This window comes from Mesorhizobium sp. M0615 (genome assembly GCF_040320805.1).
Taxonomy (GTDB): Bacteria; Pseudomonadota; Alphaproteobacteria; order Rhizobiales; family Rhizobiaceae; genus Mesorhizobium.
Window position 1 is genome coordinate 54,135 of sequence record NZ_JAMYQI010000008.1, and the last position, 21,372, is coordinate 75,506.

The 21,372-nt window shown below is 62.2% G+C and carries 19 protein-coding genes; 10 read left to right on the forward strand and 9 right to left on the reverse strand.

The window, feature by feature from the left end:
• The first annotated feature begins 178 nt into the window (after window positions 1-178).
• Together NKI46_RS15440 and NKI46_RS15445 are read left to right on the forward strand one after the other, a co-directional pair.
• The gene (locus tag NKI46_RS15440) at window positions 179-1,357 is read left to right on the forward strand and encodes a D-alanyl-D-alanine carboxypeptidase family protein (RefSeq protein WP_352459792.1); all 1,179 of its coding nucleotides are present in this window, start codon (window positions 179-181) and stop codon (window positions 1,355-1,357) included.
• Between the two features lie 3 nt (window positions 1,358-1,360).
• Window positions 1,361-2,464: a CobW family GTP-binding protein gene (locus NKI46_RS15445; protein ID WP_023670662.1), complete on the forward strand. Its 1,104-nt coding sequence runs from the start codon at window positions 1,361-1,363 to the stop codon at window positions 2,462-2,464.
• Window positions 2,465-2,476: 12 nt separating this feature from the next.
• On the opposite strand, the gene NKI46_RS15450 is transcribed toward NKI46_RS15445, so the two are convergent.
• From NKI46_RS15450 to NKI46_RS15470, 5 genes are all read right to left on the reverse strand, one after another.
• Window positions 2,477-2,725 (reverse strand): sulfurtransferase TusA family protein, encoded by a 249-nt coding sequence (locus NKI46_RS15450; protein ID WP_027050749.1) that lies wholly within the window; start codon window positions 2,723-2,725, stop codon window positions 2,477-2,479.
• Window positions 2,726-2,785: 60 nt separating this feature from the next.
• Window positions 2,786-4,081: a L,D-transpeptidase family protein gene (locus NKI46_RS15455; RefSeq protein WP_023694055.1), complete on the reverse strand. Its 1,296-nt coding sequence runs from the start codon at window positions 4,079-4,081 to the stop codon at window positions 2,786-2,788.
• Window positions 4,082-4,318: 237 nt separating this feature from the next.
• The gene (locus tag NKI46_RS15460) at window positions 4,319-5,269 is read right to left on the reverse strand and encodes an acetyl-CoA carboxylase carboxyltransferase subunit alpha (protein WP_023670665.1); all 951 of its coding nucleotides are present in this window, start codon (window positions 5,267-5,269) and stop codon (window positions 4,319-4,321) included.
• 88 nt (window positions 5,270-5,357) lie between these two features.
• Complete coding sequence (locus NKI46_RS15465) at window positions 5,358-6,269, reverse strand: site-specific tyrosine recombinase XerD (protein ID WP_286440131.1); 912 nt, start codon at window positions 6,267-6,269, stop codon at window positions 5,358-5,360.
• A gap of 21 nt (window positions 6,270-6,290) precedes the next feature.
• Window positions 6,291-6,443, reverse strand: a complete 153-nt coding sequence (locus tag NKI46_RS15470) for a hypothetical protein (protein WP_023670666.1) — start codon at window positions 6,441-6,443, stop codon at window positions 6,291-6,293.
• 172 nt (window positions 6,444-6,615) lie between these two features.
• On the opposite strand from NKI46_RS15470, the gene NKI46_RS15475 reads away from it, so the two are divergent.
• The 3 genes from NKI46_RS15475 to NKI46_RS15485 are packed head-to-tail and all read left to right on the forward strand — an operon-like array spanning window position 6,616 to window position 9,250.
• On the forward strand, window positions 6,616-7,227 hold the full coding sequence (locus NKI46_RS15475; protein ID WP_023670667.1) for a shikimate kinase: 612 nt from the start codon (window positions 6,616-6,618) through the stop codon (window positions 7,225-7,227).
• Entirely contained in the window at window positions 7,224-8,357 is a 1,134-nt protein-coding gene (gene aroB, locus NKI46_RS15480; protein ID WP_023742904.1) for a 3-dehydroquinate synthase, read from the forward strand. Before NKI46_RS15475 ends, aroB begins: the two co-directional genes overlap by 4 nt.
• Entirely contained in the window at window positions 8,354-9,250 is an 897-nt protein-coding gene (locus tag NKI46_RS15485; RefSeq protein ID WP_352746841.1) for an HlyC/CorC family transporter, read from the forward strand. The genes aroB and NKI46_RS15485 overlap by 4 nt, the downstream gene beginning before the upstream one ends.
• Window positions 9,251-9,291: 41 nt before the next feature.
• On the opposite strand, the gene NKI46_RS15490 is transcribed toward NKI46_RS15485, so the two are convergent.
• From NKI46_RS15490 to NKI46_RS15500, 3 genes are read right to left on the reverse strand one after another with little or no spacing between them, the layout of a single operon-like run.
• Window positions 9,292-10,842, reverse strand: a complete 1,551-nt coding sequence (locus NKI46_RS15490; protein WP_023670670.1) for a SpoVR family protein — start codon at window positions 10,840-10,842, stop codon at window positions 9,292-9,294.
• 11 nt (window positions 10,843-10,853) lie between these two features.
• Window positions 10,854-12,161: a YeaH/YhbH family protein gene (locus NKI46_RS15495; RefSeq protein ID WP_023685368.1), complete on the reverse strand. Its 1,308-nt coding sequence runs from the start codon at window positions 12,159-12,161 to the stop codon at window positions 10,854-10,856.
• Window positions 12,162-12,178: 17 nt separating this feature from the next.
• On the reverse strand, window positions 12,179-14,128 hold the full coding sequence (locus NKI46_RS15500; protein WP_023686732.1) for a PrkA family serine protein kinase: 1,950 nt from the start codon (window positions 14,126-14,128) through the stop codon (window positions 12,179-12,181).
• A 536-nt stretch (window positions 14,129-14,664) separates the two neighbouring features.
• Between NKI46_RS15500 and NKI46_RS15505 the strand changes: the two genes are divergently transcribed.
• Entirely contained in the window at window positions 14,665-16,218 is a 1,554-nt protein-coding gene (locus tag NKI46_RS15505) for an acetolactate synthase large subunit (protein WP_023742903.1), read from the forward strand.
• An 11-nt stretch (window positions 16,219-16,229) separates the two neighbouring features.
• Here NKI46_RS15505 and NKI46_RS15510 read toward each other — a convergent pair whose 3' ends face one another.
• Window positions 16,230-16,532 (reverse strand): BolA family protein, encoded by a 303-nt coding sequence (locus NKI46_RS15510; protein ID WP_023742902.1) that lies wholly within the window; start codon window positions 16,530-16,532, stop codon window positions 16,230-16,232.
• Window positions 16,533-16,700: 168 nt separating this feature from the next.
• Here NKI46_RS15510 and NKI46_RS15515 point away from each other — a divergent pair, with 168 nt between their 5' ends.
• The 4 genes from NKI46_RS15515 (at window position 16,701) to NKI46_RS15530 (ending at window position 21,372) form a co-directional block, all read left to right on the forward strand.
• Complete coding sequence (locus NKI46_RS15515; RefSeq protein WP_032887126.1) at window positions 16,701-17,330, forward strand: J domain-containing protein; 630 nt, start codon at window positions 16,701-16,703, stop codon at window positions 17,328-17,330.
• Between the two features lie 123 nt (window positions 17,331-17,453).
• Window positions 17,454-18,440 (forward strand): cobaltochelatase subunit CobS, encoded by a 987-nt coding sequence (cobS, locus tag NKI46_RS15520; RefSeq protein WP_352459735.1) that lies wholly within the window; start codon window positions 17,454-17,456, stop codon window positions 18,438-18,440.
• Between the two features lie 11 nt (window positions 18,441-18,451).
• Window positions 18,452-20,350: a cobaltochelatase subunit CobT gene (gene cobT, locus NKI46_RS15525; protein WP_352746844.1), complete on the forward strand. Its 1,899-nt coding sequence runs from the start codon at window positions 18,452-18,454 to the stop codon at window positions 20,348-20,350.
• On the forward strand, window positions 20,347-21,372 hold the full coding sequence (locus NKI46_RS15530) for an esterase-like activity of phytase family protein (RefSeq protein ID WP_023731083.1): 1,026 nt from the start codon (window positions 20,347-20,349) through the stop codon (window positions 21,370-21,372). The genes cobT and NKI46_RS15530 overlap by 4 nt, the downstream gene beginning before the upstream one ends.

Below are 21,372 nucleotides of genomic sequence, written 5' to 3' on the forward strand. Positions count from 1 at the left end.
GATTGCCATGCTTGTTGCCATCTTGGCACTTTGCCATCTTGGCGTCACATAGGGTAAATAGCACCCCAGACAATGTGATCCGGAAATTGAGGGCCGGATCAGGTCATGCTGGCCATCGCGTAACGAAATCTTACGGAGCCAGGGGCGACTACGGCAAGAGGCGATTTCGGATTCCATGATGCGGCACAGCCATATCCTCAAATTACTGCTAACGGGCGGCTTGGCGCTACCCATGCTGGCTGGGCCAGCTTTGGCCAATCCGGTGATCCTGTTCGACCTCAACAGCGGCAAGGTTCTGCAGCACCAGGACGCATTCAAGCGCTGGTATCCCGCTTCGCTGAGCAAGCTGATGACCGCCTATGTCACCTTCCGGGCGATTGCCGCCGGCGAGGTCCAGCTCGATTCACCGATCAAGGTGACCAAGCATTCGGCGGGCGAACCGCCGAGCAAGATGGGCTTCAAGCCGGGCTCGGTGATGCGGCTCGACAATGCGTTGAAGATGATGCTGGTCAAATCGGCCAACGATATCGCCATGGCCATCGGCGAAAACATAGGCGGCTCGCAGGCCGGATTCGCCGTTCGCATGAATGCGGAGGCGGCGCGGCTTGGCATGACCGGAACGCATTTCGTCAATCCGAACGGCCTGTTTTCGCCGGAGCAGTACACGACGGCGCGCGATCTTGCCCTGCTGGTGATGGCGATCCGCAAGGAATTCCCGCAATACGCCCCCTGGTTCTCGATCGAAGGCCTTGCCGTCGGCAAGAAGGCGATCTCCAACTACAATCTCTTGATCGGGCGCTATCCAGGCGCCGACGGCATGAAAACCGGGTTCGTCTGTCCCTCGGGCTTCAACATGATCGGCTCGGCGACACGCAATGGCCGCACGCTGGTCGCGGTCGTGCTCGGCGAAAAATCGGCGATCAGCCGTGCCGAGACCGCCGCCAGGCTGCTTGACCAGGGCTTTGCCATGCCCGACCCGAACTGGCTCACGGTCGCGGCCATGCCTTCCTATGGCGATACAATGTCACCCAACGACATGCATGATGAGATCTGCAGGAAGAAGGCGCCGCACGAGCAGTCCGAGGCGGCTCCGCCGGTGGCCGCGAAGGGCGCCGACGTGCCGAAATCGCCCTATCAGGAAAAGCTCGACCACGTGCCGACGCTGGTTGCAGTCGGCCTCGGCGGCGCCACCGGGCCGGCGCCGAAGGCGATGCGCGACCAGGGCGGCCAGGAATACGCCGATGTGCCGCTGCCGAGCTGGCGGCCAGACATTCCGGCGCCAAAGGGCGCCGAACCGGCCGTGGTGGGCCAGGCAACCGCGGTGCAGGGCGACCAGCTGGTCAAAGCCGCGAACTAGGAGATGGCTGGCTTTCCGATACCCGTCACGGTGGTCACCGGCTTCCTCGGCGCCGGCAAGACGACATTGCTCAACCGGCTGCTCAAAGATCCGGCACTGGTCGACACGGCCGTCATCATCAACGAATTCGGTGAGGTGGCGATCGACCACCTGCTGGTCGAGCAGGCCTCGGACGGCATCATCCAGTTGTCCGACGGCTGTCTGTGCTGCACGGTGCGCGGCGAACTGGTCGATACGCTGGCTGACCTCGTCGACCGGCTGCAGACCGGCCGTATCGCCCGCCTTGCCCGCGTCGTTGTCGAAACCACCGGGCTCGCCGATCCGGCGCCGGTGCTGCAGTCGATCATGGCGCATCCCGCCCTTGTGCAGGCCTTCCGACTTGATGGCGTCATCACGCTGGTCGACGCGGTCAACGGCAATGCGACGCTCGACGGCCATGTCGAGGCGGTCAAGCAGGTGGCGGTCGCCGATCGCATCGTGCTGACCAAGGTCGATCTGGCCAGCGATCCCGGCGACGTCGATGCTTTGCGAACGCGACTCCATCAGCTCAATCCAGGCGCCGTGGTGCTGGACGCCGGCGACGGCCGAACCGGCGTCACGGCGCTGTTCGATTGCGGCCTCTACAATCCGGCGACCAAATCCGCCGATGTCCGGCGCTGGCTCGGCGAAGAAGCCGCCCATGAGCACCACCATCATCATGATCATGACCACGGCGAGCATGAGCACCACCACCGCCACGATTCCCGCGTGCGCTCCTACTCGCTGGTCCATGACGGCCCGGTGCCGTTTTCGGCGATCGAGATGTTCCTCGACCTGCTGCGTTCTGCGCATGGCGACAAGCTTTTGCGGATGAAGGGCGTCATCGAGCTTGCGGAGGACCCGTCGCGGCCGCTTGTCGTCCACGGGGTGCAGAAGATCCTGCATCCGCCGGCGCGGCTGCTGGCCTGGCCGGACGGCCAACGCGGCACCAGGCTGGTGCTGATCACGCTCGACATGCCGGAAGATTATGTGCGCCGGCTGTTTTCCGCCTTCACCAACCGGCCGTCGATCGACACGCCGGATCGCGCGGCGTTGGAGAGCAATCCGCTGGCGATAGCCGGGGGCTGATTGTCAGGCTCGCTATGCGCCGCGTTCGACCAGGAAGCGGTGGCCGCCGCTGACGGCTGATGTTTCAACAAGCTGGTGGCCAGCGTCGGCGCAAAAGGCGGGGATGTCGATGACCGCCAGCGGGTCGGTGGTCTCCAGCCAAAGCCGGCTGCCCGGCTGCATTGCCGCCAAGCGTTTTTTCGCCTTGAGAACGGGCAGGGGGCAGTTCAGGCCCTTGAGGTCATAGATCGCGGTGTGATTTGTTTGTTTGTCTTCATGCATGTCTTTGTCCCAAAACCGCTGCGCACTTTTGGGCGACATGCATCGGCAAGGCGAAAAACCTCAGCCGCCGAACATGCCTAGCAGCTTGTTCTTGATCTTCGACATCCGGCTTTCGTCCGCCGGCGGTTCTGCAGGCACCGCCTCGACGCTCGCAGTGGCGACCGGCTGCTGGGGGGCCTGCTTGGCTGCTTCCTTTTCGGCCAGCGCTTGGGCCTTTGCGGCTTGCTTTTCAGCCAGTGCCTGGGCCTTGGCGGCTTTCGCAGCCTCGATGGCAGCAACCCGCTGTTCCTCGGCCTTGCGCTTGGCTTCCTTCTCTGCGTCCAGCGCCGCCATCTTGCGGCCGGCGGGCGAATCGATGCGGCCCATGCGCGCCGTCTCGGTCAGCGTGCCGTCGGAATTCAGCGACGGCGGTTCGATCGGCACGCGCTCGCCCCGGGCGCGGCGCTTCGACCATTCGGAAACGATGGCGGCTTCCTTGATGCCGGCAATGGTCGGCTTGGGCGCCGGCACGCTGGCTTTGACCGCGCCGGTGAAGGCCGCGTCATAGCTGCTTTGATAGGCGTTGAGTGCGCTCTTCAGCGAATCCGGCTGCGTGGTCGCCGGGCAGGCGCCGGTCGGATCGAATGTCGTGCCCTCGGGCGCCACCTGGTTGAAGACATAGCGCTTGTCGCAGACATCGACTTTCGGCGGCACCTTGGTGATCTCGAAATTGTCGTAACCGACCTTCAGCATCTTCCAGAACTCATAGTTCGGGTCGTTGCGGTAACGCGCCATGTTGGCGGCGGTCATGCGGAATGGGAAGGCCTGGATCTGGAACTCGGTCTGGCCGCCCTGGAAGGCATCGCGACCAAAAGCGTAGATCTGCTCGATCTGCGGATCGGTCATCGAATAACAGCCCGACGACGAGCAGGCGCCGTGCACCATGAGATTGGCGCCGGTGCGGCCATTGGCACGGTCATAGGCGTTGGGATAGCCGATGTTGAAGGACAGGTGATAGTTCGAGCGCGGATTCATCTGCGACGGGCGGACCGTATAGAAACCTTCCGGCGCCTGGCGGTCGCCCTCGGTGTATTTCGGGCCGAGCTTGCCCGACCATTTGCAGATGTCGTAGCTGGCGACCATCTCGTAGCGGCCGGTGGTCTTGGCCTTCCAAATTTCGAGCTTGCCTTCTTCCTTGAAGATGCGAGCCATCACCGACGAGGTGCGGATCATGCCCTTGGCCTTCATGTCGGCCAGGATCTTGTCCGGCAGCGGCTTGCTGGCTTCCGGCGCAAAATTCTTCATAGAGGAATCGTTGCAGCCGGCAACGCCAAGCGCGGCGATCAGAAGTGCGGTGCGGGCAAGCTTGGTAAACATGGATACGGCTATGTCTTTTTCTCGCGTCACGGGCCGGATAGCGCCCGGTCCGGTATGCTGAACACTGACGGACACCCTAAGCCCGTTAACCTTGAAAATTCCTTACCGCAAGCGTCGGACGGCGTCCCCCACGGCAATTCGCCCGGTGTCACGGATTTTTTATTGAGCCGAATGCGGCGGCATTTTTATGGCGAAATTGCTCCTTGACGCCACATTGCGGTGCGTTGCCCGCCGAAATCAGAGGCTGCGGCCCATCGCCAGGTATTTTTCGCGGCGCTGCTCGCGAAAATCGGTATTGGCGCCGGCAAATTCCTTCATCGTCTTGGCAATGAGGTCGCCGGTGGCGGCGATCACCGTTTCGGGCGCGCGCTGGGCGCCGCCGAGCGGCTCGGCAATGATGGCGTCGATGATCTTCATTTCCAGAAGGTCCTGGGCGGTGATCTTCATGTTGGTCGCCGCATCCTTCGAGCGCGTGGTGTCGCGCCACAGGATCGAGGCAGCGCCTTCCGGCGAGATCACCGAATAGATGGCGTGTTCCAGCATGTAGACGCGGTTGGCGGTGGCGATCGCAATGGCGCCGCCCGAACCGCCTTCGCCGATGACGACCGAAATCGATGGCACTTTGAGGCCGAGGCAGGCCGAGGTTGAACGGGCGATGGCTTCCGCCTGGCCGCGTTCCTCGGCGCCAACGCCGGGGTAGGCGCCGGCGGTGTCGACCAGCGTCAGAAGTGGAATCTGGAAGCGGTCGGCAAGTTCCATCAGCCGCACGGCCTTACGGTAGCCTTCAGGGCGCACCGAGCCGAAATTGTGCTTGAGCCGGCTCGCCGTGTCGGAGCCCTTTTCCTGGCCGATGACGGCCACCGGTTCGCCGCGGAATCGGGCGAAGCCGCCGATGATCGCCTGGTCCTCGCCGAAATTGCGGTCGCCGGCGAGCGGCGTGAAATCGCTGAACAGACCCTTGATGTAGTCGAGGCAATGCGGCCTGTCGGTGTGGCGCGCGACCTGCACCTTCTGCCACGGCGTCAGCGCCTTGTAGATGTCGCGCAGCGCGTCGCGCACGCGCTTCTCGAGCCGGCTGATTTCGTCGCCGACATCGACCGCCTCGCCATTCTCGGCAAGCTTCTTCAGCTCGAGGATCTTGAGTTCAAGGTCCTGCACCGGCTTTTCGAAATCGAGGTAATTGTACATTCTTGAGCGGACCGATGCGTCGGAAGGCAAACATCGCGCAGATGTAGGCTCCGCGCGGGCACGTTGCCCTCACATAGCGATATGAGGCCTAGTCGGCAAGCGGATGATGATCGTTGACCAGCCGCACCAACCGCTCTTCCAGCACATGCGTGTAAATCTGCGTGGTCGAGATATCGGCGTGGCCGAGCAGCTGCTGCACCGCCCTGAGATCAGCGCCGTTCTGCAGGAGATGGCTGGCAAAAGCATGGCGCAGCACATGCGGCGAAATTTTGGCCGCCGATATGCCGGCCCGCGCGGCAAGGCCTTTGAGGTCGCGGGCAAAGACCTGCCGGGAGAGAAAGCCGCTGTCGCTGGCGGCCGGGAACAGAAACGGGCTGTCGGCGAAAGCCGGCACCGACGCCCGGGCCGTGAGCCATGCCCGCATCGCCATGCGGGCCTTGGCCGACAGCGGCACCATGCGCTCCTTGTCGCCCTTGCCGCGCACCATGAAGAAGCGGTCGTCGCGCTGGGCGACGGTCACCGGCAGGCCGACAAGTTCGGAGACGCGCAGGCCGGTGGCATAGAGCACCTCGACCAAAGCGTGCAGGCGCAGTGCCGCCACCCGGTCGCCATTGACGCCATCGCCTGTCTCAAGCGCCGCACGGTCGAGCAGCCGACCGGTATCGGCCTCGCTCATCGTCTTGGGCAGCGGCCGGCCCTTTTTCGGACTGTCCAGCGTGCCGGTCGGGTCGTCGCCGCGCAAGCCCTCGGCGTAGAGGAACTTGAAGAACTGGCGGATCGCCGACAGTTTGCGCGCCTGCGACGTCGACGCAAAGCCGCGCGCTGCGATGTCGTCGAGATAGGCGCGGATGTCGACTGCGGCGGCAGCGGCAAGCCCGCCGGCAATCTGCTGCGAAGCGTCTTCGAGATCACGGCGGTAGGAAGACAGCGTGTTTGCAGCGGCACCGCGTTCGGCGCTCATCATTTCGAGAAAGGCTTCGATGCGAGCCGCGCTGTTCATGTTCCAGGGGTCAGTTTTGGGTCAGTTTTTCTTGGGGTTCAGCTTTTCCGGTGGAATGCGCACGGTGATTTCGGCTTTTTTCGGCTCGACGAACATCGCCAACGCCACCATCGTACCATAGGCAATGCCGGCAAGAATCATCATCGTCACGACAAAGCGGAACAGTGTCGGCATCAATCTTCGCCCGTCTTCTTGCTCTGCGATTCCAAGCCCTGTGTCCTTATGGGACGCTAATTCCGTCAATTCAAGGACGAAGGGCTCTGCGTGCGAAAGGCGCTATGCTTGACGCAAACGGGCTTTTGATGTCGATACGCCGGCAAAGACGGCTTAGAAACAGCATGGTCTCATGAACGCGTTACCAGCAAATCCTCCCGGCGATAGCCATGCCGCGCTGCTCGACAGGCTGGGCAGCCGCTCGATCGTCTTTGTCGGCCTGATGGGCGCCGGCAAGACGGCGATCGGCCGCAAGGTGGCGACGATGCTGTCGCTGCCCTTCGTAGACAGCGACCAGGAGATAGAAACCGTGTCGCGCATGACGGTGCCGGAACTGTTCGAACGCTATGGCGAGACCGAATTCCGGGCATTGGAGCAGCGCGTCATCCTGCGCGTGCTGGAGAGTGGGCCGCAGGTGCTGTCGACCGGCGGCGGCGCGTTCATGAATGCGCAGACGCGGGAAGCGATCGCCGGGCATGGCGTGTCGGTGTGGCTGAAGGCCGAGATCGACCTGTTGATGGAGCGCGTGTCCAAGAAGCAGAACCGGCCGTTGCTCAAAAGCGCCGATCCGCGCGCCGTGCTCGAGCGGCTGATGGGCGAGCGCTACCCGGTCTATGCCACGTCCAACATCACCGTGCCGACACGCGACGACCGCAAGGAGGTCATTGCGACCGAGGTTGTCGACGCGCTGTGCGGGCATTTCGGCATTCCGGCTCCGACTGCGCCGGGCGAGGTGCGGCTGTGAGCGAACCGGTCACTGTCGAGGTCGGCCTTGGCGAGCGTGCCTACGACATCCTGATCGGCCCCGGCCTTTTGGCGCGCGCCGGCGCCGAGATTTCGCGCCGCCTGCCCGGCACGAGAGCGGCGGTGGTCACGGACGATAATGTCGCGGCGGCACATCTCGACGCGCTGAAGGCCGGTCTGGAAACACGCGGCATCCAGCCTGCCGTCATCACTTTGCCGGCCGGCGAAAAGACCAAGAGCTTTGCCCATCTCGAAGAGGTGGTCGACGGCGTGCTCGCCGCCAAGCTGGAGCGCGGCGATGTCGTCATTGCGCTCGGCGGTGGCGTCATCGGCGACCTCACCGGCTTTGCCGCCGGCATCGTGCGCCGCGGCATGAATTTCGTCCAGATTCCAACCTCGCTGCTGGCGCAGGTCGATTCCTCGGTCGGTGGCAAAACCGGCATCAACAGTCCGCGCGGCAAGAATCTGGTCGGTGTCTTCCACCAGCCGAAACTGGTGCTGGCCGATACCGAAGTGCTCGACACGCTGCCGATCCGCGAATTTCGCGCCGGCTATGCCGAGCTTGCCAAATACGGGTTGATCGACCGACCGGCGTTTTTCGCCTGGCTGGAAGCGAACTGGGAAAAGGTGTTCGCTGGCGGACCGGAGCGGGCCGAGGCCATCGCCGAGGCGTGCCGCGCCAAGGCCGATGTCGTCGCCCGCGACGAGTTCGAAACCGGCGACCGCGCACTGCTCAATCTTGGCCACACGTTCGGCCATGCGCTGGAAGGCGCCACACAGTATGACGGCGCCCGCCTCGTCCATGGCGAAGGCGTCGCCATCGGCATGGCGCTGGCGCACCGCTTTTCCGCAAGGCTCAATCTGGCCAGCCCCGACGACGCGGCGCGGGTCGAGGCGCATCTTCGCGCCGTCGGTCTACCCTGGCGGATGGCCGACATCCCTGGTGAGTTGCCCGATGCCGAGGCGCTGCTTGGCTTCATCACCCAGGACAAGAAAGTGTCGCGCGGCGCGCTGACATTCATCCTGACGCGCGGCGTTGGCCAAGCTTTTATTGCCAAGGATGTACCGGCGTCGGAAGTGCTTTCGTTCCTCAGGGAGAACCACCCGGGCCAGGAAAGCCGGCAGCGATGATCAACGAGCCCGGCTGGACCGTCGTCGCCGTCCTTGCCATCCTCATCCTGCTGGTCCTGGCCGTGCGCACGCGCCTGCTTGCCATGTTCGGCTATGAGCTGTCGCGCATCGAGCCGCAGCGCTCGACACAGGACGAGTTGCGCGGCGCGGTCGACGATTTCCGCCGCGACGGCCAGATGGTGCGTGAGGACCGCGACCGCGTCGGCGGGCTGTTCGATCTCGCCGAGCTCGAAGTCTCCGACATCATGGTCCACCGCACCAATATGCGCTCGGTCAATGCCGACAATGGGCCGGAAGCGGTGGTGCGCGAGATCCTGAAAAGCCCGCACACCCGCATGCCGTTGTGGAAAGGCTCTCTCGACAACATCGTCGGCGTGCTGCACGCCAAGGACCTGCTGCGAGCGCTGAACGAGGTCGGCAACGACTTTTCCCGGATCGACGTGATGAAGATCGCTTCGAAGCCTTGGTTCGTGCCCGACACCACGACGCTGCAGGAACAGCTCAACGCCTTCCTGCGCGCCAAGGCGCATTTCGCTATCGTCGTCGACGAATATGGCGAGGTCGAAGGGCTGGTGACGCTGGAGGACATCATCGAGGAGATCGTTGGCGAGATCGCCGACGAGCACGATGTAGACATTCAGGGCGTGAAGCAGGAGGCGGACGGTTCCGTGGTCGTCGACGGCACCGTGCCGATCCGCGATCTCAACCGGGCGCTCGACTGGAACCTGCCTGACGAGGAAGCGACCACCATTGCCGGCCTGGTCATCCACGAGACGCAGTCGATCCCCGAGGAAAAGCAGGCTTTCACCTTCCACGGCAAGCGCTTCGTGGTGATGAAGCGCGACAAAAACCGGATCGCCAGAATCAGGATCAGGCCGGCGGGCGAATCCTAAAGGTACCGAGCAGGCCCGCCACATGACGCTCTTTGCCGAGCTTATGCAGCGATCTGGCTCGTAGACCGTTCGTGGATGGTCGCACCGGTTTGAGCGTCAACTGCGACCAGGCTGACCTCGTAGCCCCAGAGGCTGCGGACATGGCGCAGCGTCGCGTCACGGCTGGCCCCTTCGAGCACAACACCATCCTTTACCCTGTGTTGCAGCCGCAACTGCCGGTCGCCGAGCAGGTCGACATCAATCACCTGGATGTCCGGCCGATTCGCTCCAAGGTCGTAACTGTGGGCTAGCTGGGCGCGTATCTTGTGATAGCCACGTTCGTTGTGGATCGACGCGACTTCGAAATGCGGTTTGTCGGCTCCATCGCCAAGCACGAAGAACCGCCATTTTCGGATCAAGCTCGGGCTGAGATACTGGCGGATAAAGGATTCGTCGCGGTGGTTGGCCCAGGCCTCAAGCAGGACCTCGCGCCAGTTGCCATGTCCTGCAATGTCCGGGAACCAGTCGCGGTCCTCCGCCGTCGGCTCGGTCGAAATGCGCTGTATGTCCTGCATCATGTCGAGGCCGAGGGCATAGGGATTGATGCCTGAAAACCGGGGATCGTCAAAGGCCGGCTGGAAGATCACGTTCGAATGGTTGCGCAGGATTTCGAGCATGGCACCTTCGCCGATCCGGCCACGATCGAATAGCATGTTCATGAGCGTATAATGCACGAAGGTGGCGCAGCCTTCATTCATCACTTGAGTCTGTCGCTGCGGGTAGAAATATTGCGCGATGACGCGGACGATCCTGATGATCTCGCGCTGCCAGGGTTCCAGGATCAGGCTGTTCTTCTCGAGGAAATACAGGAGGTTTTCCTCGGGCAGGTTGAGCGATCTCTTGCGCTCCGCCATCCCTTGATCCTCATTGCCGGACTTGTTTTTGTTCTGCGACGGCGGCAGCGTGCGCCACAGATCGTTGTAGGAGCGCTCTTCGTATTCGAGGCGCTCGCGAAGCCCTTCGCGCTGTCGCTCCGACGAGAGCTTTGGCGGCCGGTGATAGCGGAACACCCCTTGTTCCATCAGCGCATGGGCGGAATCGAGAATGGCCTCCACTGCTGCAAGGCCGTGCCGCTCCTCGCACCGGGCGATGTAGCCCTTGGCGAAGTCCAGATAACCCAGGATTGCCCCGGCGTCGGTCCATTGCTGAAACAGATGATTGTTCTTGAAGAAATGATTGTGGCCAAGCGCCGCGTGGGCCGTCACAAGGGCCTGCAACGCCATGGTGTTTTCCTCCATGAGGTAGACGATGCAGGGATTGGAGTTGATGACCAGTTCATAGGCCAGCCCCCGACCACCCTTACGGTAAAGAAGCTCCTGGTGAAGGAAATGTTTGCCGAACGACCAATGCCGATACATCAGTGGCATGCCGATAGATGAGTAGGCGTCGAGCATCTGCTGGGAGGAGATTATCTCCATCTGGACCGGGTAAGTATCGAGATGCAACTCGTCGACCGCGATCGCCTCGATCTCTTCAAAAGCCCGCGATAATTTCTCGAAATTCCAGTCGGAACCGGAAAACAACAAATTCGTTTCGTTGGCTCGCCTGACCATCTCTCTCTCTCTCAAGCGCTCTTGATGGCCACCGGCTGCCTGGCGAAGAGCCGGTGGAAGACCGGGTAAATATCCGCGGGAGCAGCGATGCGGCTCATCTGGAAGTTGGGCCATTTCAGCTCGATCGTACTGTAGGCGCGCCAAAGCGACGTCCCGTTTTCGGTAGCACCGAATATGTGGCTCTCGCGTTCGTCGATGATCTCGACATAGGCGAAATACTGGCACAGGCGCATGAGCTTGCCGTTCATGAGCTCTATGCATCGCTCGGAATCGGTGGTGAAATTGTCCCCGTCAGAGGCCTGCGCGGCGTAAATGTTCCACTCGCTGGCAGGATAGCGCTGGCCGATAATGCGGTGCATTTCGTCGAGCGCGGTGGAGACGATCGTACCGCCGCTCTGCGTGTTGTAGAAGAACGTGTCCTCATCCACTTCGTGCGCCTCATGGGTATGGCGGATGAAGACGATCTCCGTGCGTTCGTAGCGCCGTTTCAAGAACAGGTGCAGCAGCACGAAGAAGCGTTTGGCCAAGTCCTTTTCGCGTTGGCCCATCGATCCGGACACGTCCATAAGGCAGAACATGACGGCATTGGCATTCGGCACCGGCCGGGCGTCGAAGCGGTTGAATCGGATATCGACCGGATCGACAAAGGCAATTCGCCTGCGCCGTCGCTCCAGCCGGTCAAGCTCGTCGCGTAATTCCGCGATGCGCTGGCGCACCGCCGCGCCGGCCGGGGCCGACTCAAGCGTGACGATTTCCCGGAGGATCGCCTCCAGTTCCTGCTGCGTGGGGCGCCTCAGCGCAATGCGCCGGCCTAGGCTGTTGCGCATCGTGCGGCCGGCATTGATGTTGGTCGGGGAACCGGTTGCCGCGAAGCCGGCCCGGCGCGGCTTGAAGGCAAGGATTTCCTTGAGATTGAGCTTAACCAGGTCGGGCAGTTCGAGATCCTCAAAAAAGAGTTCGAGCACCTCCTCGCGTGACAGCACGAAACGAAAATCGTCTTCCGACGCCGTGTTTCCTGGCGACGACGCCGCGCCGCCCCCATGCGGCTTCGGGAGCAGGTCTCCAGGGGAAAAATGCCTGTTGCCCGGAAGGATGTGTCGGCGCCGTCCGCTGGCCCTGTCATCGTTGAAGCTCGGCTCGGCCGTTTTCCTTTCCGGCATGGGCACGGCGTGCTCGGTATCCACGTCGGCGATCCTGCCAGTGCGGATTTGATCGCGAATGCTCCGCTTCAACTCCTCGCGAGCACGCCTGAGGAAGCGCTGTCGATTGCCAAGGCTCTTGTCCTTGGGGTTCAGGCGACGGTCGATGAAGATCGGCATGGAACCATCCGGCTCTGTCAACCCGCCTTGTTCACCCGCATGTACCAGTCCACCAGCCGGCGTACCTGCCGTTCTGTGTAGCCACGCTCGATCATGCGCTGTACGAATTCGTTATGGCGCTTTTCCGTAACGCTGTCTTGCTTGGAGCCGAAGCTGATCACCGGCAAGAGGTCCTCGACCTGTCCGAACATCCGCTTCTCGATGACCTCGCGCAGTTTTTCATAGCTGGTCCATGACGGGTTGCGGCCGTGGTTTCTTGCGCGAGCGCGCAGAGTGAACTTCACCACCTCGTTACGGAAGTCCTTGGGATTGGCGATGCCTGCCGGTTTCTCGACCTGCGAAAGTTCGTTGTCCAGGATCTCCCGGTTGAGGATCTGGCCGGTGTCGGGGTCCTTGTAGTCCTGGTCCTCAATCCAGGCATCCGCATAGGCGATGTAGCGGTCGAAGAGGTTCTGGCCGTATTCGCTATAGGACTCCAGATAGGCCTTCTGGATTTCGTGGCCGATGAACTCGGCGTAGCGCGCCGCAAGCTCCGACTTGATGAATTCAAGATAGGCCGCTTCCGTTTCCTTCGGGAACTGCTCCCGCTTGATCGCCTCCTCCAGAATGTACATCAGATGCACAGGATCGGCGGCCACCTCCTCATTATCGAAGTTGAATGTCTGCGAAAGGATCTTAAAGGCAAAGCGCGTGCTGACGCCCGTCATGCCTTCATCGACGCCGGCGGCGTCGCGATATTCTTGGACCGACTTTGCCCTGGGATCGACTTCCTTCAGATTTTCGCCGTCATAGGCGCGCATCTTGGTGTAGAGCGGCGAGTTGTCGTGCTCGGCCAAGCGCGTCGAAACTGCAAAGCGGCTGAGGATGTCCAAAACTTCAGGGGCACAGGGGCTGGCGGCCAACTCGCTCTCACGCAGCAATTTCTCATAGATCTGCCTCTCTTCGGTGATCCGCAGGCAATAGGGTACCTTGACCACCAGGATGCGATCGAGAAACGCCTCGTTGTTCTTGTTGCTCTTGAACTGTTGCCATTCCGACTCGTTGGAATGGGCGACGATGATCCCCTGGTAGGGAAAGGCGCCGAAATTTTCAGTGCCGTTGTAGCTGCCTTCCTGTGTCGCGGTCAGCAGCGGATGCAGAACCTTGATGGGTGCCTTGAACATCTCGACGAATTCAAGCAGACCTTGCGTGGTCCGGTTCAGGCCACCGCTATAGGAATAGGCATCGGGGTCGGACTGGCTAAAATTTTCCAATTGCCTGATGTCGACCTTGCCGACCAGGGCCGAGACATCCTGATTGTTCTCATCGCCAGGTTCGGTCTTGGCAATGCCGATCTGGCGCAGCCGCGACGGCATCAGCTTGACGACGCTGAATTTGGAAATGTCGCCAGACAATTCGTCGAGGCGCTTGGCCGCCCATGGCGAAATCAATCCGTTCAGCCGGCGCCGGGCTATGCCGTATTTATCCTCTAGCAGATCACCCATGTGATCGGGATGGAACAGCCCAAGCGGCGACTCGAAAACCGGGCTGATCTGGTTGCCGACCTTCAGCGTGTAGATCGGGCGCTGCTCCATCAGTTTCTTCAGGCGCTCGGCCAGAGAGGATTTGCCGCCGCCGACCGGGCCGAGGAGATAGAGGATCTGCTTGCGTTCTTCGAGCCCCTGCGAGGCATAGCGGAAATATCCAGCTATGCGCTCGATCGTATCCTCCATTCCATAGAAGTCAGAAAAATGAGGGTAGATCTTGAGGGTCCGATTCGCGAAAATGCGGCCGAGGCGCTCGTCTTTGCTGGTGTCAACCAGTTTTGGTTCGCCGATTGCGTCGACCATCCTTTCGGGCGCCGAAGCGTACATCGATTTGTCTTCCCGACAGGCAAGAAGATACTGTTGGATGCTGACCTCTTCGTCCGCCGCATTGGCATAAATTTCCGAAAAAAGATCGAAGACGTCGGATTGGGTTGCACGCATGATGTTCTGCCCTCGGAGCCGATCTGGATTCCAATCGCCTCATCACCTTCAACTGTCGGAAAGCATTGTTGGTTCCCTTCACATGAAGGAGAGTGGCTGCAATCCGGGTAGAAGGCTTGGGAGGAAACATTCGGAGTGGCTGGAATGGCGGGTTGCCCGGTGCTGCGGCGCTGATGGGCGGCGTTGTCGCCGGCCAGCTATCTCGATGGACACAAGCATCCGCCGACCTTCATCGCCTATTCGCGCGCCGAAGGCCGCGACGACCAATCGAAGGCTTTGCCAAACGCCTGCGCGCCATCGGCACTGAAGTGACGCTGTTCGACGGCAACGCCTACACGCATATGTCGATCAATCACGACTTCGGCGAGGACGGCGACGCGTTGACCGCCGCGATGCTGGCCTTCCTGAATGGACCGTCGGTTGATCCCCGATCCCCGCGAGGCGTCCTGGATCAGACCAAAAGCCCCGGCGGGACATTGCCGACCCGGCGGCTACAGGTGCAATTGTTCCTGAGTTGTCGATTGGGAAAGAAAATCATGAATGGCGCCGATCTGCTGTGCGACGTGCTCCTGGCCAATGACGTCACGGTCTGCTTCGCCAATCCTGGCACATCCGAAATGCATTTCGTTGCCGCACTGGACCGCAAACCTCAGATGCGCTGCGTGCTCGGCCTGTTCGAGGGCGTGGTGACCGGCGCCGCCGACGGCTATGCGCGCATGACCGACCGCCCGGCAGCAACGTTGCTGCATACCGGACCGGGTCTCGCCAACGGTTTGGCCAACATGCACAACGCAAGGCGTGCGCGCAGCCCGATGATCAACATTGTCGGCGACCATGCTTCCTACCATCTGCCGCTCGATGCCCCGCTGACCAGCGACATAGAAGGCCTGGCGTCGCCGATGTCGAACTGGGTTGGCCGCGTCAAGGGGCCGGCCGATATTGTGCCGGCCGCAGAGGCGGCTTTCCGCGCCTCACTCACGCCGCCTGGCGTCACGACCTTGATCCTGCCTGCGGATGCCGCCTGGGGCGAAGTTGCTGCGATTTCGCCTGGCAAGGTGAAGCTGGAGCCGCCGCCCGCCGTCGACATGGCTGTTGTGCGCACGATCGCCGAAGCAATCCGCGCCGCGCCGGGCCGTGTCGGCATGGTGGTGCGTGGGCAGGCGGCGCGCGCCGATGGACTTGAAATCGCAGGGAGAATGTCATCGGGAAGCGATGTCAGGCTGTTCAGTGAGGTTCTGATCGCCCGCATGCAGCGCGGCCGCGGGCGGTTCGCCCCGACCCGCATTCCCTATCCGGTCGATGCGGCGACGGCCACGCTCCGGGATATCGATTTGCTGGTGCTGGTCGGCGCCAAGGAGCCGGTTGCCTTCTTCGCTTATCCCGGCAAGCCCGGGCGGCTGGTTCGGGACGATTGCAAGGTGCTTTCGCTGGCGGCGCATGGCCAGGATCTGAAAGCGGCGCTGGAGGCGCTGGCCGACGAGCTCGGCATCAAGCCGACGCAGCAATTCGCCGCCGCAACCGCCTTTCCAGACGAACCGACGCTGAGCGGCAGACTGACGGACGATGCCATCGCGCTGTCGGTGGCGCGCAAACTTCCGGCCAATGCCATCGTCTGCGACGAAGCGGTCACCTCGGCGAGACGGTTCTTCACGCTATCCGCCTTTGCGGCGCCGCACGACTACATGATGGGTACGGGCGGATCGATCGGCGGCGGCATTCCCATGGCTACCGGCGCGGCGATCGCCTGCCCGGACCGCAAGGTGATCAATCTCGAAGCCGACGGCAGTGGCATGTACACGGTGCAGGGACTGTGGACCCAGGCCAGGGAAAAGCTTGACGTCGTGACCATCATCTTTTCCAACCGGACCTACGCCATCCTGCATGGCGAAATGAAGAATGTCGGGGTCAATGAGATCGGCGAGAACGCCAGGCGCATGCTCGATCTCGACCATCCGGCGCTGGACTGGGTTGCGCTGGCCAAAGGCATGGGCGTCGAGGCGGCCCGCGCCGACACGTGCGAGCGGTTCGACGCGCTGCTCGACAGTGCCCTGTCGCGTCCGGGACCGTTTCTCATTGAAGCGGTGATCTGAGGCGGAGAGACTTACCAACGGGTCTTTTCGCCGGGTGCAGCCGGTTCGATTGCCAGCGCATGGACGCCGGCTTGCAGCTCCGCTGCCAGCAATTCGTTGACGGCGCGGTGGCGGTCGATGCGGCTCATGCCGGCAAAGACGGATGAGACGATGCGGACGCGAAAATGCGTCTCGCCAGTGCCTTCATAGGCAGCGTGATGGTCGGAGCCGTGGTGGTGATGACCGGCATGGAGATGGCTTTCATTGACGATCGCCAGGCGCTCCGGCGAAAACGCCTTGTTCAGCTTGTCTTCCATCGTCGCCTGTATGGACATCGCCATCTCCCTTCACCATATCTGCAAGGCGTGATCGGGAAATCGGGATCGATCCCGCCGGGCCGCCTCAAAAATCGCCATTCGCCCTGCTTTATGCCGCGATTCAGCGGTTAGGGCGATGATCGCGAAAATGTCAATTCTTGTTTCGCACGTGCGAACAGCCCATAAATGGGTGAGATGAAACCGTACCCCAAATATTTCGAGAAAATTCGGGTCCGTCCCGACAAGGATGCGGAGCTGAAGTCGCACTCGCCGATCTGCCAGTGGGACGGCTGCAAGGAGGCCGGTACCCACCGGGCGCCGGTCGGACGCATGAAGGAAGGCGAGTATTTTCAGTTCTGCTTCGATCATGTGCGCGAATACAACAAGGGTTTCAACTACTTCTCCGGCGTGCCGGACACCGAGATAGCCCGCTTCCAGAAGGAAGCGATGACCGGCCACCGGCCGACATGGAAGATGGGCGTCGCCGGCGCCTCGACGCGCTCCTCGCCCGATTTCGCCCAGCAGCGTTCCGGTCGCGCCGGCTATTACAACCGCATGCGCGATCCTTTCGACCTGTTCAAAGGGCCGAAGGACCCGCGCGAGGCGCGCGAACGCAAGGCCAAGCCGCTTGAGGCCAAGGCGCTGGAAACGCTTGGCCTTGATACAAAGGCGACTGGCAAGGACATCAAGGCGCGCTATAAGGAACTTGTGAAGCGCCACCATCCGGATGCGAATGGCGGCGATAGAGGTTCGGAAGACCGGTTCCGCGATGTGCTGCAGGCCTATCGCGTGCTCAAGCAGGCGGGTTTGTGCTGAGCAACCTAACGGTTCGTGTCGTTTTCCAACTTTCATAAGGGTGGAAAAGGCTCTAAGACCGCCCCCGGACAAAAACGATTGCCGGCGAAATCAGGCATTTCGCCCGTGGAGACTCGGATAGAGATGAACAAGGTCGATCGCGACATCGCCAATTTGCCCGACACGACGGTGTCGGTGAAAGACAAATTCGGCTTCGAGTCCAAGATGGTGGTGCCGGCTTATTCGGTGACCTCGGAACATGTGCCGGACATCGATCCGGATTATCTGTTCGACAAGGCGACGACGCTGGCGATCCTTGCCGGCTTTGCCTACAATCGCCGCGTCATGGTCTCGGGCTATCACGGCACCGGCAAATCGACGCATATCGAACAGGTCGCAGCCCGTCTGAATTGGCCCTGCGTGCGCGTCAACCTCGACAGCCATGTCAGCCGTATCGATCTCGTGGGCAAGGACGCCATCGTCGTCAAGGACGGCCTGCAGATCACGGAATTCCGCGACGGCATCCTGCCTTGGGCCTACCAGCACAATGTCGCGCTCTGCTTTGACGAGTACGATGCCGGCCGTCCGGACGTGATGTTCGTCATCCAGCGCGTGCTGGAATCGTCGGGCCGCCTGACGCTGCTCGACCAGAGCCGGGTCATCCGCCCGCATCCGGCGTTCCGGCTGTTTTCGACCGCCAACACGGTCGGCCTCGGCGACACCACCGGCCTCTATCACGGCACGCAGCAGATCAACCAGGCGCAGATGGATCGCTGGTCGATCGTCACCACGCTGAACTACCTGCCGCACGACAATGAGGTGAATATCGTTCTGGCCAAGGCCAAGCACTATCGCGACGCCAAGGGCAAGGACATCGTCAACAAGATGGTGCGGGTCGCCGACATGACGCGCTCGGCCTTCATCAATGGCGATCTGTCGACCGTGATGAGCCCGCGTACCGTGATCACCTGGGCCGAGAATGCCGAAATCTTCGGCAATGTCGGCATGGCGTTCCGGCTGACCTTCCTCAACAAGTGCGACGAGCTGGAGCGTTCGGTGGTGGCCGAGTTCTATCAGCGCGCCTTCGGCGAGGACCTGCCCGAGAGCGCCGCCAACGTGGTGCTGGGCTGAGCAGAGCCTCGATGGCGGGTCCGGGCGACAACACGCGCAATAAGTCGAAGACGGGGTCTGAAGCCGACAGCTTCAAGCGTGCCGTCACCGTCTGCATGCGCGCCATCGCCGGCGACAAGGAGCTCGAAGTCGGTTTCGCCAAGGACCGCCCGGCGCTCGCCGGCAGCCGCGCCCGATTGCCCGAACTGCCGAAGAAAGCGTCCAAGACAGACATCGCGATTACTCGTGGCCTGGGCGATTCCATGGCGCTGAAGCGCGCCTGCCACGATCAGCGTATCCACACCAAACTGGCGCCGGAAGGCAAGCTGGCGCGCTCGATCTATGACGCCGTGGAACAGGCCCGCGTCGAGGCGATCGGCAGCCGCGCCATGCAGGGCGTCGCCGACAATATCGGCTCCATGCTGGAGGACAAATACGCCAAGGCCAACCTTGTCGACGTCAAGGACAAGGCCGACGCGCCGATCGAGGAAGCGCTGGCACTGATGGTGCGCGAGAAGCTGACCGGGCGGCCGATCCCGAAGAGCGGCGAGCGGCTGGTCGAACTCTGGCGGCCCTGGGTCGAGGAGAAGGCCAAGGCCGATCTCGACGGACTGTCGGCCAAGCTCGGCGACCAGCAGGCCTTCGCCCGCGTCGTGCGTGAGATGCTGGCGTCCATGGAGATGGCCGAGGAACTCGGCGACGATCAGGAGACCGAAGACTCCGAGGACAATGACGATAACCAGCCGCAAGGCGAGGAGCAGAGCGAGGAGGGCGGCGAAGAGGATTCCGGCTCCGAGCAGTCGCAATCCGAGGATGCCGAGGCCTCGGCCGACGACGAACAGTCGTCCGAGACTGAGGCCTCCGACGCCACTGCCGACGATCTTTCCGACGATGACGATGCGGACGCCGAAACGCCGGGCGAGGCGCGCCGTAGCGACAACCCGTTCGCCAACCTTCCGAAAGAGATCGACTACAAGGTTTTCACCACCGCCTTCGACGAGACCGTCGGTGCGGAAGAGCTGTGCGAGGAAGAAGAACTCGACCGGCTGCGCGCCTTCCTCGACAAGCAACTGGCCAATCTCTCCGGCGTCGTCGGACGGCTCGCCAACCGGCTGCAGCGCCGCCTGATGGCGCAGCAGAACCGTTCCTGGGATTTCGACCTCGAAGAGGGTTATCTCGATCCGGCACGCCTGGTTCGTGTCGTCATCGACCCGATGCAGCCGTTGTCGTTCAAGCAGGAGCGCGACACCAAATTCCGCGACACGGTGGTTACGCTGGTGCTCGACAATTCGGGCTCGATGCGCGGTCGGCCGATCACGGTTGCCGCCACCTGTGCCGACATTCTGGCGCGCACGCTGGAGCGCTGCGGCGTCTCGGTCGAGATCCTCGGCTTCACCACGCGGGCGTGGAAGGGCGGACAGGCTCGCGAGAAGTGGCTGAAGGACGGCAAGCCGCCGAACCCCGGCCGGCTCAACGATCTGCGCCACATCATCTACAAATCCGCCGATCATCCGTGGCGTCGCGCCCGGCGCAATCTCGGCCTGATGATGCGCGAGGGCCTGCTCAAGGAAAACATCGACGGCGAGGCGTTGTTATGGGCGCACAACCGGCTGATCGCCCGGCCCGAACAGCGCAAGATCCTGATGATGATCTCGGACGGCGCGCCGGTGGACGATTCGACGCTGTCGGTCAATCCTGGCAACTATCTCGAGCGGCATCTGCGCGCCGTCATCGAGCTGATCGAGACGCGCTCGCCGGTCGAGCTGCTGGCCATCGGCATCGGCCACGACGTTACCCGCTATTACAGGCGCGCCGTCACCATCGTCGATGCCGAGGAACTGGCCGGCGCCATGACCGAGCAGCTGGCCTCGCTGTTTGCCGAGGAAAACGTGCGCGATACACGCCGCGGCGGCTACCGGCGCGCTGGATGATTTTTTTGCGCGGCGGGTTTCGGCAGATGCTCTTCGCGGTCACTGCCTTGTTCGGCATGGCGTTTGCGCCGGCCATCGCCGCCGGCCCAAGCGCGGTCGAGCCGGTCGAAGTCTCGGCGCGGCCGATCACCACCTTCAATATCGGCAGCGCCGACAAGCAGTTTGGGCTGCTGGAATTCGTCGGCGGTCTTGAGATGAACTCGACGACGCGCGATTTCGGCGCGCTGTCGGCATTTCGGTTCGTCAAACCCGGCAGCGATTTTATCGGCGTCGCCGATACGGGCTTCTGGTTCTTCGGCTCGATCACCCATGATGCCGACAAGCGGCCGTCCGGCATCCAGAATTTCCGCATGCAGCAGATGGTCGATGAAAAGGGCCGGCCGATCGACAGGAAATGGGAAGTCGATGCCGAGGGCCTTGCAGTCAAGGACGGCATCGCCACCGTCGGCTTCGAGCGCGATCACCGCGTCGCCCAGTTCAAGATTGACCCCAGCAACATGACGGCGCCGTTCAAGCAACTGAACTTTCTGGTTCCAGCCCGCGAACTGCGACAGAACCGCGGTTTCGAGACCGTCACCCACGCCAATCCCAACGGCCAGCACGAGGGCGGCCTCGTCGTGGTCTCGGAAAAGAGCTTGGACAAGGCTGGCAACATCTATGCCGCCATCATCGAAGGGCCGCACAAGGGCGTCTTCACGGTCAAGCGCAACGGTGATTTCGACATCACTGACGGCGCCTTCCTGCCGGATGGCGACCTGCTGCTTTTGGAGCGCAGTTTCTCGATGGCCGGCGGTGTCAGGATGCGGCTAAGGCGCATCTATGGCGAAAGCGTCGAGAAGGGCGCGGTTGCCGACGGGCCGGTGCTGATGGAAGCCGACATGGGCTACCAGATCGACAATATGGAAGGACTCGACGTCTGGACCCGCGATGACGGAGCGCTGATGGTGTCGCTGATCTCGGACGACAACCATTCGATCCTGCAGCGCAACCTCTATCTGGAATTCATCCTGCACCAGGATTGA